The organism is Mucilaginibacter sp. SJ, from assembly GCF_028993635.1.
GTDB lineage: Bacteria > Bacteroidota > Bacteroidia > Sphingobacteriales > Sphingobacteriaceae > Mucilaginibacter.
The window spans coordinates 2,606,473-2,619,874 of the sequence record NZ_CP118631.1 but is presented as its reverse complement, the minus strand read 5'-3'; the positions used below and the strand labels follow the sequence as shown (position 1 = coordinate 2,619,874).

General features: G+C 45.0%; 8 protein-coding genes. 6 read left to right on the top strand and 2 right to left on the bottom strand.

Translation table 11 applies throughout. The features are described from left to right. Nucleotides 1–7 precede the first annotated feature (7 nt). From MusilaSJ_RS10425 to MusilaSJ_RS10405, 5 genes are all read left to right on the top strand, one after another. Nucleotides 8–1,501, top strand: coding sequence for a RagB/SusD family nutrient uptake outer membrane protein (locus tag MusilaSJ_RS10425; protein WP_274989916.1), 1,494 nt, complete (start codon nt 8–10; stop codon nt 1,499–1,501). Nucleotides 1,502–1,677: 176 nt separating this feature from the next. Then, entirely contained in the window at nt 1,678–4,449 is a 2,772-nt protein-coding gene (locus tag MusilaSJ_RS10420; RefSeq protein ID WP_274989915.1) for a family 78 glycoside hydrolase catalytic domain, read from the top strand. Nucleotides 4,450–4,463: 14 nt separating this feature from the next. Continuing rightward, entirely contained in the window at nt 4,464–5,624 is a 1,161-nt protein-coding gene (locus tag MusilaSJ_RS10415) for an acyltransferase family protein (RefSeq protein WP_274989914.1), read from the top strand. Between the two features lie 22 nt (nt 5,625–5,646). Further along, the gene (locus MusilaSJ_RS10410) at nt 5,647–7,917 is read left to right on the top strand and encodes a beta-N-acetylhexosaminidase (protein ID WP_274989913.1); all 2,271 of its coding nucleotides are present in this window, start codon (nt 5,647–5,649) and stop codon (nt 7,915–7,917) included. Nucleotides 7,918–8,372: 455 nt separating this feature from the next. Then, nucleotides 8,373–10,679, top strand: coding sequence for a glycoside hydrolase family 3 N-terminal domain-containing protein (locus MusilaSJ_RS10405; RefSeq protein ID WP_274989912.1), 2,307 nt, complete (start codon nt 8,373–8,375; stop codon nt 10,677–10,679). Nucleotides 10,680–10,699: 20 nt separating this feature from the next. Here the strand turns inward: MusilaSJ_RS10405 and MusilaSJ_RS10400 are convergent, their stop codons facing one another. Next, nucleotides 10,700–11,500: an NAD-dependent epimerase/dehydratase family protein gene (locus tag MusilaSJ_RS10400; protein WP_274989911.1), complete on the bottom strand. Its 801-nt coding sequence runs from the start codon at nt 11,498–11,500 to the stop codon at nt 10,700–10,702. 112 nt (nt 11,501–11,612) lie between these two features. Between MusilaSJ_RS10400 and MusilaSJ_RS10395 the strand changes: the two genes are divergently transcribed. After that, entirely contained in the window at nt 11,613–12,131 is a 519-nt protein-coding gene (locus MusilaSJ_RS10395; protein ID WP_274989910.1) for a lipocalin family protein, read from the top strand. 480 nt (nt 12,132–12,611) lie between these two features. On the opposite strand, the gene MusilaSJ_RS10390 is transcribed toward MusilaSJ_RS10395, so the two are convergent. Then, nucleotides 12,612–13,226 carry a NanQ anomerase/TabA/YiaL family protein gene (locus MusilaSJ_RS10390; RefSeq protein ID WP_274989909.1) on the bottom strand — a complete coding sequence of 205 codons (615 nt, stop codon included), beginning with the start codon at nt 13,224–13,226 and terminating at the stop codon, nt 12,612–12,614. Nucleotides 13,227–13,402 lie beyond the last annotated feature (176 nt).

The window sequence follows — 13,402 nt, the reverse complement described above, 5'->3', positions numbered from 1 at the left end:
AGAAGACATGAAAAAAAACATATACCTTTTTCTTAGCCTCGCAGCTATTGGTTTTTACGGCTGTAAAAAGGATTATCTTAACCTGCAACCCACAGATACTCAAAACAGCGCCAACTTTTTTAAAACAAAGGCCCAGTTTGTTCAGGCAATCAATGGTGCTTATGCCCCTCTTCAGGGTTTATATACCGGGTCGTTTTGGGCAATGGGTGAAATGCGGTCTGATAATACTTCATATGAATATGATCCTTATGATCGTTCAGGTACCAATAAGGAGGAGTTGGATGAGTTTCGCGAATTGAATAATAATGATATTGTGCAGGCGTACTTTAGCTCATGTTTCACCGGTATCGGCCGGTGCAATGTTATCATCAATCGCTTGCCGGCTGCCAGGCTTGATGCCGCCACTACCGATACTATAGGGGGGCAAGCTTTGTTTTTACGGGCGTTCAATTATTTTAACCTGGTACGCATGTTTGGTGATGTACCCCTGGTGCTTGTCGAGCCAAAATCGGTGGGTGATGCTTATGACCTGTCTACTAAGTCACCGGCAGCTGCTGTTTATACGCAGATCATCGCAGATGCCCAGGCTGCCATAGCTAAACTACCTGTAAAATACCAAACCACCGCCAATAAAGGCAGGGTAACCAAAGGTACCGCCGAGACCATGCTGGCCGAAGTTTATATGACCCAAAAGAAATTTGATTTGGCCATACCGCTGTTACGCAGTGTTATATCATCTGGCGCTTACAATCTTAACGCTGATTATGCGGATAATTTTGATATTACAAAAGAAAACGGCCCCGAGTCAATTTTTGAAATTCAGTATATTGAAGGCTCTAACGGCCTGGGGTCTGATTTTATAGATACTTTTATCCCCTGGGATTACTATGATAATGACGTTACCGGCTTTTACATTGGTAACAATGCGCAAAACGGTTGGAATATCCCTACACAGGACCTCGTAAATGCCTATGAAGAGGGCGATAAAAGGAAAGATGCTTCACTAATTGACTTTACATCAGATGAGTACGGTATCGATCTGCCTTTCATAAAGAAATATCAGAGCATCGGATCGGTACAAGGCATTACCGGCAACAACTTCCCGGTTTATCGTTATGCAGATGTTTACCTGATGCTGGCCGAGTGTTTAAACGAACAGGGTTTTGCAGCTGGCGGCGACGCGTTTAAATATTTAAACCTGGTTAGGCAGCGCGCCGGTCTTGAACCTAAATCAATGGGCAATGCTAATCCAGATTTAAATGTTACCAGCCAGGATGGGTTTCGCGCGGCGATAGCTCATGAACGCCAGGTTGAACTTGCCTTTGAAAATCACCGCTGGTTTGATCTTTTGCGTACAGGTAAAGCGACAGAGGTAATGAAAGCGCATGCTACCCGCGAACGGGCCTATAAAAATGGTTCATGGCAAATTAATTCTGCTGCCTATAGCAATATCCGCCTGCTGTTCCAGTATCCTTTAAATGAAGCAAACCTCGAACATTAATAATGTTACATGGCCGGGGTGAAACTTTTACCGGGCCATATTACGTTTATAGGTGTATATTGCGATGAACGCACGTTTTGTGGGCAGGCTCAATGAAAAATTTCAGGTGCATATCAAAACAATATTGCTGTTAAAGTATATTTAATAGCATGAACTATTAAAACCCCAAAAAAGGTATGTGTAAAAAGGTATGCACACGCGTCATTATATTATTTTTTTCTTTTCTGCCAATAATTGTACAAGCACAAAAAGTGCCGGTGGTTCCTCCGCCGTTCCGGGTTGATAACCTGGTTTGTGAGTATAAAATAAATCCTATCTCTGTCGACGATGCCGCTCCCCGTCTTGGCTGGAAACTAATAAGCCGGGATCGTAACATTCAGCAAATTGCCTATGAAATAAGGGTAGGCAGCAATGCCGTGTCCTTACTGAAAGGCAAAGACCTGCTCTGGACCTCGGGAAAAGTTAACTCCAGCGAATCGTTACATGTTTACTATGGCGGCCCCGCACTCGCTTCACGTCAAAAAGTTTACTGGCAGGTACGTGTTTGGAACAACAGGCAGCAGGTTACCCCATGGAGCATGGTTAACTCATGGAAAATGGGCCTGCTTAAACCCGCCGACTGGAGCGCCAAATGGATAGAAAATAATTACCTGTCGGACACTACCGGTGGCCCATGCCCCATGTTCAGGAAAACATTTAAGCTTGATCATAAGGTGCGCGCGGCGCATTTATACATTACTGCCCACGGTTTATATGAGGCGCAATTTAATGGTAAACGGATTAGCGGCGACTACTTTGCCCCCGGTTGGACGAGTTACAATAAACGCCTGCAATACCAGGTTTATGATGTAACTGCCGATCTGTTGAAAGGCGATAACGCTGTTGGCGTAACCCTTGGCGACGGCTGGTACCGGGGTTATACCTATAATCGAAAAAAGAATGTGTATGGCACCAAGCTTGGTTTGCTTTTTCAGTTAGAGGTGGTGTACACTAACGGTAAACGGATACTCATTAATTCGGATAAAACCTGGAAGGTGGCTTATGGGCCGATCCGTTCATCATCATTTTTTGATGGCGAAGTTTATGATGCCCGCAAGGAGAAGAAAGGCTGGTCGACCATTGCTTACAAAGATTTAAACTGGGATTCGGTACGCACCATTGATACCGTTAAAGATAATTTAGTGGCCACATTTGGTCCGCCGGTGCGCAAACACGAAATGTTTAAGCCGCTTAAAGTGTTTACCACTCCTGCAGGCGAGCATGTGGTTGATTTTGGGCAAAACCTGGTTGGCTGGGTACAGTTTAAATTAAAGGCAAAAGCAGGCGATACGGTAAAGCTGTTCCATGCCGAGGTTTTGGATCAGAAAGGGAACTTCTACACAAAAAACCTGCGTACAGCCAAGCAGGAAAACGTTTATGTTTTTAAGGGCGATAGCGTTGAAACATTCGAACCTCATTTTACCTTCCAGGGCTTCAGGTACCTGAAGGTTGAAGGCTATGAAGGCCAGTTGGATTCGACCAATGTGGCTGCCTTTGCCTTGTACTCGGATATGGCGCAAACGGGTATGTTCTCTACCTCTAATCCGCTTATCAACCAGTTGCAGCATAATATTCAATGGGGGCAAAAGGGCAATTTTATTGATGTACCTACCGACTGCCCCCAACGCGACGAGCGTATGGGCTGGACGGGCGATGCCCAGGCCTTTTCCCGCACCGCTACCTTCAATATGGATGTGGCCGGATTTTTTACCAAATGGCTGAAAGATCTTTCGGCCGATCAGCATAAAAACGGCGCGGTACCTTATGTGATCCCTAACATGCTGGATAGCGCGTCGGCGGCAGCCTCAGGATGGAGCGATGTGGCAACTATTGTCCCCTGGAATATTTACCTGGCTTACGGCGATAAAAAGGTATTGGAAAACCAGTACCCAAGCATGACCGCCTGGGTAGGATATATTACCCGGCATACCCGAAACGGCCTTTGGGACACCGGCAACCACTTTGGCGACTGGCTGTTTTACGCTGGCACCGACTATGAGGATGGCGCTGCCCTTACCGATAAAAACCTGATAGCGCAGGCTTTTTATGCCTATTCAACTCAATTGGTTATTAATTCCGCCACAATATTGGGTAAGGAAGATGATGTTAAAAAATATACCGCGCTGTTAGCTGATATCAAAAAGGCTTTCCAGGCAGAATATGTTACACCTAACGGACGTATGATTTCGGGTACGCAAACATCATATGTACTTGCCCTCAACTTCGACCTGCTGCCAGAGAACCTGCGCGAATCTGCCGCTAAAAGGCTGGTAAACAATATTGAAGATTATGATGAACACATTACAACAGGCTTTTTAGGCACACCTTATATCTGCCATGTGTTGAGTCGTTTCGGTCATACCGATATTGCCTATGACCTGTTGATGAAAGAGTCATACCCGTCATGGCTTTATCCTGTAAAAAACGGGGCAACTACCATTTGGGAGCGCTGGGATGGCATAAAACCCAACGGCACATTTGAAGATCCGGAGATGAACTCCTTTAACCACTATGCTTACGGCGCCATTGGCGATTGGATGTACCGGGTTATTGCAGGGATCAACACTGACGAGGGAGGCCCTGGTTTTCATAAAATAAATATCTTCCCGCATCCCGGCGGTAAATTGACCAATGCCAATGCCGAGCTGGAAACACTTTACGGAAAGGTAAAATCGGCCTGGAGTATTGATAACGGCATTTTTACCCTTGATGTAATTGTGCCGCCAAATACTACTGCTACGATCACTTTGCCGGCGGTTGATGGCCCGGTGACAGAAAGTAATATCGACATTAATACCAATAAAGATATCGCTAACATCAAACCGGACGGCGGTGATATGCAGATGGATGTGGGCTCGGGTACTTACCAGTTCAAATACATTTTAAAAACCCATAAAAAAAACACCTAATGGTACTATAATACATGGCAACTATGGTAATCAATCAGCAGGAACCGCTTAAAAACACAGGCACAGCAAAGGCAAGCCGCCCAAGACTTTTGTCGCTTGATTTTTTCAGGGGATTTACCGTAGCTGCTATGATCCTGGTAAATGATCCCGGCGATTGGGGCCATATTTACTGGCCGCTTGAACACTCCAACTGGAACGGCTGTACACCAACCGACCTGGTGTTTCCTTTCTTCCTGTTTATGGTAGGCGTATCTATCGTATATGCCATGGAAAGTAGAAAAGCGGATATAGCTAATCATAACAAATTACTGTTATCCACCCTGCGCCGCACGCTGATTATCATAGCCCTTGGCGTTTGTTTACCACTGATCAACGATTTTCAATTCGCGCATCTGCGTTTTCCCGGTGTGTTGCAGCGCATCGGGCTTGTTTTTGGCATAACTGCCCTGCTGTACGTTAAAACCGGCATCCGTACACAGGTAATCATTGCTGTAAGCTGTTTAATTGGTTATTATTTATTGATGACGCTGGCACCTGTACCGGGTTTCGGTACACCTAACCTTGAACCGGCAACCAATTTGGGCGCCTGGATTGACAGATCGGTATTTACCGAAAACCACCTTTGGAGTTCCTCCAAAACCTGGGACCCGGAGGGTTTGCTTGGGACAATCCCATCTGTTGCTACCTGTTTGTTAGGTGTATTCACCGGTACCTGGCTCAAAATGGGCAAGCTTGCAACCCGTGCTGATCTGCTTAAAATAATGGGAGCCGGCATCGTATTGATCATACTGGCTTTGATCTGGAATCCATTTTTCCCAATCAACAAACAATTGTGGACAAGCTCGTTTGTTCTGCTTACTGCCGGGCTGGCTATCAATATTCTTGCATTGTCATACTGGTTTATTGATATCAAAGGGAATAAAGCCCTGCTGCCTCCATTTTTAGCGTTCGGGCGTAATGCCATTGCTGCCTATGTTTTGGCCGATATTATCCCTGCTTTAATAGCCGCTATCCCGGTAGGTAAAACCAATTTATGGTCGTTCACTTACAATCATTTGTTTGTACCATACCTCTCGCCCGAAAACGCTTCACTGGCCGGAGCTATCCTAACTGTGCTGATCATTTTTATCCCGGTTTGGATCCTCTACAAAAGGAATATTACCATTAAGGTATAATCTTTATCCATCATCTACCCAAATGAAGAAAACACTATCTTTTAAACATATTTTACTTTTCACCTCACTGTTTTTATCGGGAATAACGGTAAAAGCACAGTTTCATATCATCCCGCAGCCGGTAAGTTTAAAAGCAGGGAAGGGGAGTTTTATTTTAGGCAAGTATGCTGTGATCGGAGTTAATAAAGAAACTGAACCGATAGGCAAATACCTGCAGGATTACCTTAATCAAAACTACGGCCTGCAAACAACGGTAAAAGTTTTTGAAAAGATCCCAGCCAAAACAACCATCAGGTTAAACAATGTTTGGTCAAATGCTGAGAGTGCATACACCATGAATGTAAATCCTGCATCGGTGAGTATCAGCGGTAGCGGGGCCGGTGTTTTTTACGGGGTACAATCACTAATTCAGTTGTTGCCGACAGATAAAACTGCGCCCCTAAAAATTACCGCCTGTACCATAGCTGATCAACCACGTTTTGGCTGGCGTGGCTTGAGCCTTGATGTAAGCCGCCATTTTTTTACGGTTGATGAAGTGAAAAAATACATCGATGTAATGGCACATTACAAACTGAATGTGTTTCACTGGCACTTAACCGATGATGAAGGCTGGCGCATCCAGATTGATAAATATCCCCGCCTCACCGAAGTTGGCGCCAGGATCAGCTACTATGCCAAACGGGGCGAATTCCGCAAGCTGGACAACCTGATAGATGACGGTCGCGATGGTTTTTACACCAAAGATGAAATTAGGGATGTGATCAAATATGCGCAGGACAGATTTGTGACCATCCTGCCCGAAATTGAAATGCCGGGTCATAGCGAGGCTGCTATTTTTGCTTACCCGCAACTGGGCTGCCAGGATTCGACAGGGGCTAAACACCGCGTGCGGATGCTTGACCCGAGTGAATATACTTTCAAATTTATGGAAGATGTGCTGACAGAAGTGATAGCCCTGTTCCCGAACCAATACGTTCACATTGGCGGTGATGAGGCCGAAATGGCCGACTGGCTCAAAAGCCCTACAGCAGTCGCACTCATGAAGCGCGAGCACCTGAAAAGCGAAAAGGAAGTGCAGAGTTATTTTATTAAACGAATAGAAAGGTTCCTGCTGTCAAAAAATAAGAAGTTGGTTGGTTGGGACGAGATTTTGGAGGGTGGCCTTGCCGAGTCAGCAACAGTAATGAGCTGGCAGGGCGAAGCAGGAGGGATAGCTGCCGCCAGGATGCATCATCATGTGGTAATGACACCGCTGCCATACATGTACTTTGATGCTCCGCAGGCTAACGAAGATTTGGAACCGATAGGCTGGAACCCGCCGGTTACCTGGCAAATGGTTTATAATTATGAGCCGCAGTCGAAAGAACTAACCAATGCCGAAGCCGAGTATATCTTAGGTGCCCAGGGCAATATCTGGAACGAAAAGGTGCCCAACGCGCAGCACCTGCAATACATGGTTTACCCCCGTGCCCTCGCCGTGGCCGAACTCACCTGGAGCCCGAAAAATGAAAAAAACCTGGAGCGCTTCGGCTGGAAAATGAAAAACCAGTACGGCCTGTTTAAGTTGTGGGATTTCAACGCCCGCCTGCCTGATATTGACGGCGTAGACAATGTAATTACCAATAAAAGCCGGTTTAAACTAACGCTGAGCTACCCGCTGAAAGGAGCTAAAGTGCGGTACGCGTTAAACGGTAAAATGCCGGATGCCAATAGCGTGGCTGTACCTTTCCCGGTAAATATCAATGTATCTTTAAAAGATAGTATCGGTTTAAGAACCTTCACCACCTGGACATTGAATGATCAGCACATTCGCCAAATGGCCAACATCAGGCGGGTGAATATCAAGCCTGCACATGAAAAAGTTGCTAACCTCAAACCCGGCATGGCCTACCAGGTTTTTAAAACGAGGGAACGTGATATAGATAAACTGGAAAATGAAAAGCCAACGGAAACCGGCGAAACAAGCCTGATTGTACCCGTTAAAATTGTTACCGAAGGCTTTATTAACTGGGTTAAAATTAAAGGTTTTATCAAAATAGATAAGGAAGCGGATTATGAATTGACGACCGGCTTTGAGGTTAGTCCTGCTTTGTTTTTGGATGAAGTGCCGGTAATTAAAATGGGGATGAATATTTATGTTGAACCGCAGAAAGCCTTATTACACTTGAAAAAAGGTGTTTACGCTTTAAGAGGACATTATATTGCTGATAAGGTCAATGAGAATCAAACCCTGATTGAATTGAAAATGAAGGGAGGGGAAAAGCTTTATCCTAAGTTTTATTTGATGCATTGAATTTCAGTAGATTAACGTCCCATCATGGTCTCTCGCAGATTTAGGTTTACTCACAAAGCTTCTCGCTTAAACAGCAAGGCGTTGTGTTTTGGCCCTCTGGGGCAAAGGATATTCTATAACTTTACAAGCTACAACCCTTTTGCACCTCTGGTGCACCTGTCCTTGAGCAATTAATATATGTTTATTAAATTGTAAAATCCCCCCGGAGGGGGAAAAGGTTTGTAGAAATAATGTCACACCCCTTACCCGAACCCCGGAGGGGTTCAACTTATGAAGATTACCCAAATTGACTATTGATTTTGTGGGTAAACTTAAACTCGCAGAGGACCCTGATGTCTACGCCACGCTGGTTCGCTGTTCTGAATATTCTGGTAGATGTTTAGAACGCAAAAAACCTCAGGGTCTTTCGCAGAGGACCCTGAGGGAACATGATGAAAATTAAATATTTGGATACTATGCAAAAGAAATTATGCCTGTTTACCGCGTTTGCTTTTGTAATAAATATTACCAGCGCGCAGATCTACAAAAATCCTGAAGCGGCCGTAGCCGAGCGGGTAAAAGACTTGTTAAACCGCATGACGCTGGAAGAAAAGGTGGGCCAGATGAGCATGAACTCGTTAAAAGGTTCCATGCAAAACCCAATTGCTTATGGCGTTTGTGAAAGCCCTTTTACCAATATCAATGATATAGCATCACGCTCAATTGCTGCAAAAAAATATGCTAAAGAAAAAACAAGACTTGGCATCCCTCCTATCCAAATAGGCGAATGCCTGCATGGGCAACTGGCGGCAGGTGCTACCATTTTTCCACAGGCTATAGCGCAGGGCAGCACCTGGAACCCGGCGCTGATTGAAAAAATGGGTTCGGTAATAGCTTATGAAGCGTCCTCATCAGGAGTTGACCAGGCGCTTTCGCCTTTGTTCGATCTCATCCGCGACCCGCGTTATGGCCGTAATGAGGAATGTTATGCCGAAGATCCATATCTCGTGAGCAGGATGGGTACCTCGTTTGTAATTGGGATGCAGGGTGATCCTTCGCAAACAATAAACGGCATTGGTAAAGACAAAGTGATGTGTACAGCCAAGCATTTCGCGGCCTACAGCATCCCTGTGGCAGGTATCAATTTAGCCCCGGCATCAGTAGGGGAAAGAGAGCTACGGTCGATGTTTTTACCGCCTTTTAAAGATGCAGTGCAAAAGGCAAATATTTATGCCGTGATGCCGGCTTACAACGAAATTGACGGCGTGCCTGCACATGCCAACCATTTCCTGCTGCAAACCATATTGCGGGAGGAATGGGGTTTTAAAGGCTATGTTTTTTCGGACTATGAAGGTTTAAAACATTTATACACTTTTCATCATATTGCTAAAGATGCCGAAGGCGCTGCTCCAATCGGCCTGAATTCCGGGGTTGACCTGGAAGCGCCAAGCCCCGATGTATATAATAAACTGATTGACCTGGTGAAAAGCGGAAAAGTAAATGAGGCGTTGATTGATAGCGCTGTTGCCCGCATCCTTACTATAAAATTTAAAGCAGGCTTGTTTGAAAAGGCATTGCCCGATACATCAGCGCTAAAAAAACGGGTACACACGCCTGAGCATATCGCCCTGTCGCAGCAGATTGCTGAAGAATCGATTATCCTGCTTAAAAATGATAAGCAGCTTTTGCCACTCCATATGAACAGCCTGAAATCGCTGGCGGTAATAGGCCCAAATGCCAACCAGGTTCAGTATGGCGATTACAGTTCAACCCGCGACAGCCGCTCGGGCACAACAGTGCTTAATGGCATAAAACAGTTGACCGGCAATAAAATAAAAATCAATTATGCTAAAGGCTGCGCCCTGTCGGGCCCGGACAAAAGTGGCTTTGCCGAAGCCATCACGGCTGCAAAAAACAGTGATGCCGTAATAGTAGTTTTGGGCACCACCAGCGTGGTGTTCTCCGGCGTAGGTTGGAACGGGCATGCACCCGAAAGCGAGCCTAAAGACCCGTTTACCTGCGGCGAAGGCTATGATGTAACCGACATTGATCCCGATGGGGTACAACGTGAACTGTTACAGGCTGTTTATAAAACAGGTAAACCTGTAGTTTTGGTACTGGTACACGGCAGGCCGCAAAGCATCAGTTGGGAAAAAGAGAATATCCCGGCTATTGTGGAGACCTGGTATCCCGGCGAAAGGGGAGGCAATGCCATTGCCAACATCCTGTTCGGCAAGGTAAACCCATCAGGCAGGCTTACGGTATCTATCCCGCAGTCAACCGGGCATATCCCGGTTTTTTATAACCATGTGGCATCCAATAAAGGGTTTTATCACAATCCGGGTTCAACCGAAAAACCGGGACAAGACTATGTTTTTTCATCGCCGGATGCGCTGTTCCCCTTTGGTTATGGCTTGAGCTATACTTCATTTAAATACAGTAATCTGCAGGTATCGGCAGCGTCGTTCGGAAAAAATGAGGCTATAACGGTTTCGGTAGATGTAACCAACAGCGGCAGTATGGCGGGTAAGGAAGTGGTGCAAATGTATCTGGACAACAAAGTAAATTCGGTAACTACGCCGGTAATGGCACTCAAAGGTTTTGACAAGATCACTCTTAAACCCGGCGAAACCAAAACGGTAAAGTTTACTGTAAAACCCGAAGATATTGCCGTTTGGAACAACAATATGAAACTGGTAACCGAGCCGGGCATGTTTGATGTGATGATAGCACGATCCGCCGAAGATGTGGTGTTCAAAAAGACAATTGAGTACAAAGAGTAGCTGTTGCGCTTTAATGGTTGCTACAGCAAAGTCTTATATTCATAACCCAGCACAACTGCTACATTTACACTGTCCACAATCTTCCATTCTTTCAATTCACGAACAAACTCCGGCTTTTCAAAGTCCGAATCAAGAGCAGCCTGTGTATAAAAATCAGCCTTAGCAGGGTGAACCGGCGCGCATCCATTAAAAAGATAACCGAATGCTTCTTTCGCCAATATCGCTTTGCTAATGCCGATACAATCATCAAGATGGATGAGGTTCACTGGCGCGTATCCATTAGGGATCTCCTTTTTACCGGCAAAAAACCTGCCGGGATTGCGTCCGGGGCCAATCAGCCCTGCAAAACGGATAATGGTTGTTTTAAAGCTATCTTCAGCACGGAAAAGGTTCTCGGCTTCAAATAATATTTTGCCGGCTGCGGTATTGGACTGGGGATTGGTTTCTTCATTCACGTGCCTGTTGTTATCGGCATAAACCGCTGTGGAGCTGACGAAAATCACCTGCTGTATAGCAAACCTTTTTATGGCATGGACAATGCCTTTAACCTTCTCTAAAAAAATATCACCCTCACCGCTGCGGCTTTTGGGCGGAATGGCTATCCACAAAACATCGCAATCAAAAAAATCGGCATCATATATTTCCTCGCCCGGCGAAAAGTTAACTACATAGGGCCGGATGCCCAAAGCAGCCAGGTTATCCATTTTTGCGGTAGAAGTGGTTGAGCCTTTTACCTGCATGCCATCGGCAATTAACGCTTTAGCCAATGCGCTGCCGTACCAGCCGCAGCCCAAAATACTGATGTTCGTTTTACCGGGCATGTTATAAAAATAATGCTTTGGCGCAAAGGTAATTAAATAATGATATGGCGTTTGGCTTTCGTTAATATGCTTTTGTTTTAAACTTTTTGGGCATAACAGGCGTTATTGGTTTATGAAGAAAGAGATCATTGCAACCTCTGTAGCATTAGGTTTAACTGCTTTAGCCTTACAGGCAACCCGCTGCAAACCGCTTGAAACTGTTCCTTATGTAGATTTGAAAAAATATGTTGGTTCCTGGTTTGAAATTGCAGCTTTCCCGCAATGTTTTGAGTCGGGTTGCAGTTTTACTTCGGCAGCCTATGGTTTAGCAAAAGATGGTAGTATCATTGTTAAAAACCGTTGTATAAAAGATACTAAGATAAAAATTGCCGAGGGCAGTGCTGTTGTTGCTGATAAAACCAGTAACGCAAAGTTGGACGTACAATTTCAGTGGCCGTTTAAAGGTAAATACTGGATCATTGCTTTGGCTGATGATTACAGCTATGCCATGGTAGGGCACCCGAATAGAAATTACTTATGGATCCTGAGCCGCCGTTCAACACTTGATGAACAGATCTATAATCAGTTGGTGGTGCAGGCTGCCAATCAGGGATTTGACGTAAGGAAACTGGTGAAAACGGTGCAGGTGTAGGTAGATACCTGAAAAATATGTTATTGTGAGTAATCGTCAGGGAATCCTGAAAAAACTGTGATGAGTTGTAAAATACATTTTAGCGGAGGTGTGTGTGGGGCGCGTTAGTGATAGTAGCGGATACCGGCCAATGTGGTTAATGCCTGTGCAGTATGAGCGTATAGCACGGGCCGTAGGCAACGCTCATATTTATAATATCGATCGAGAAATATATTTAATAACCGGCAACTTACCATCACGTCGTTATAAGCGATAGCATGGCAATCGCATACTATGTAGAGCGGCTGTGTTTCCGTGCGATTGCTTTGTCGTTCCTCCCACCCATGACAACTTAAAAAATGGGTGTCATACTGAGCCCGTCGAAGTATGGCGGGCAGGCCTCTGCACACGAGTCTTCGACAGGCTCAGACTGACAAGCCCTCCTTTTTCATCTAACCTTCAGAGTACATGGATTTAAACACTCACAATGACAGGTAAAATTTACTTCACCACTTTTATCTTAATAACCAATTTCTTCACCTTATCATAGCCGTCAACCTTGATATTAGGCCGGTGACCATCGCCGGGGAAAAAAAGGAAAAACTCGTCGGGAGTGGCGGTGTAGTATTTACCCTCGCCGCTGTAGTTGGCACCGTCTTTAGCCGGGTCATAGGGTTTGGTAACCGTAAGACTTTCAATAGGGGCGACACCGATCTTTTCCTTGCCTTTGATTACATATTGCAGGTCGATATAGTTTTGGTGCGATTCCCAGGCCGATTGTTCAAACTCTTTGGAAGGGCCTTCAGTAACGGATGCATAAACATTATCGCCATCTATAGGATATTTACCGGGAGCTATCTGGTCAAGATTGCGTTCGCGCAGAAATTCAAAAGCCTTATCCCATACCGCTTTATTGGCGGCATATTGTTTTGCAAATTCGAGGTTATTGGTTGAGGAGTTTAATTTAAGCTTTAAGCCATTAGCCCAGATGCGGCTTTTTACCCATGTTTTTGCGCTTTTAGTTGTAAGCTCCTGCTGCTGGGCATTAGCAATGCCTGCAACAAGCAAAAAGACGGTTAGTAGCGCGATGTTTTTATAGGCTGCTAATTGTTTCATAGTTTATTAGTTTACCGGTTATTGAATTGGCGTTGCCCTGGTTCGGCAGCTCATTAAGTATCAATTATACAAGCTTAAATAAATAAAACAATATACTAACCGTTAAATATTTACTTTAACGTTATAGTTTGATTTTTATTTGTGCTAATGTACGGCAGATAAACTATAACGTTGGA

Coding starts and splice junctions, on each gene's coding strand:
- MusilaSJ_RS10425 (WP_274989916.1), top strand. CDS start 8: ATGAAAAAAAACATATACCTTTTTCTTAGCCTCGCAGCTATTGGTTTT.
- MusilaSJ_RS10420 (WP_274989915.1), top strand. CDS start 1,678: ATGTGTAAAAAGGTATGCACACGCGTCATTATATTATTTTTTTCTTTT.
- MusilaSJ_RS10415 (WP_274989914.1), top strand. CDS start 4,464: ATGGCAACTATGGTAATCAATCAGCAGGAACCGCTTAAAAACACAGGC.
- MusilaSJ_RS10410 (WP_274989913.1), top strand. CDS start 5,647: ATGAAGAAAACACTATCTTTTAAACATATTTTACTTTTCACCTCACTG.
- MusilaSJ_RS10405 (WP_274989912.1), top strand. CDS start 8,373: ATGCAAAAGAAATTATGCCTGTTTACCGCGTTTGCTTTTGTAATAAAT.
- MusilaSJ_RS10400 (WP_274989911.1), bottom strand. CDS start 11,500: ATGCCCGGTAAAACGAACATCAGTATTTTGGGCTGCGGCTGGTACGGC.
- MusilaSJ_RS10395 (WP_274989910.1), top strand. CDS start 11,613: ATGAAGAAAGAGATCATTGCAACCTCTGTAGCATTAGGTTTAACTGCT.
- MusilaSJ_RS10390 (WP_274989909.1), bottom strand. CDS start 13,226: ATGAAACAATTAGCAGCCTATAAAAACATCGCGCTACTAACCGTCTTT.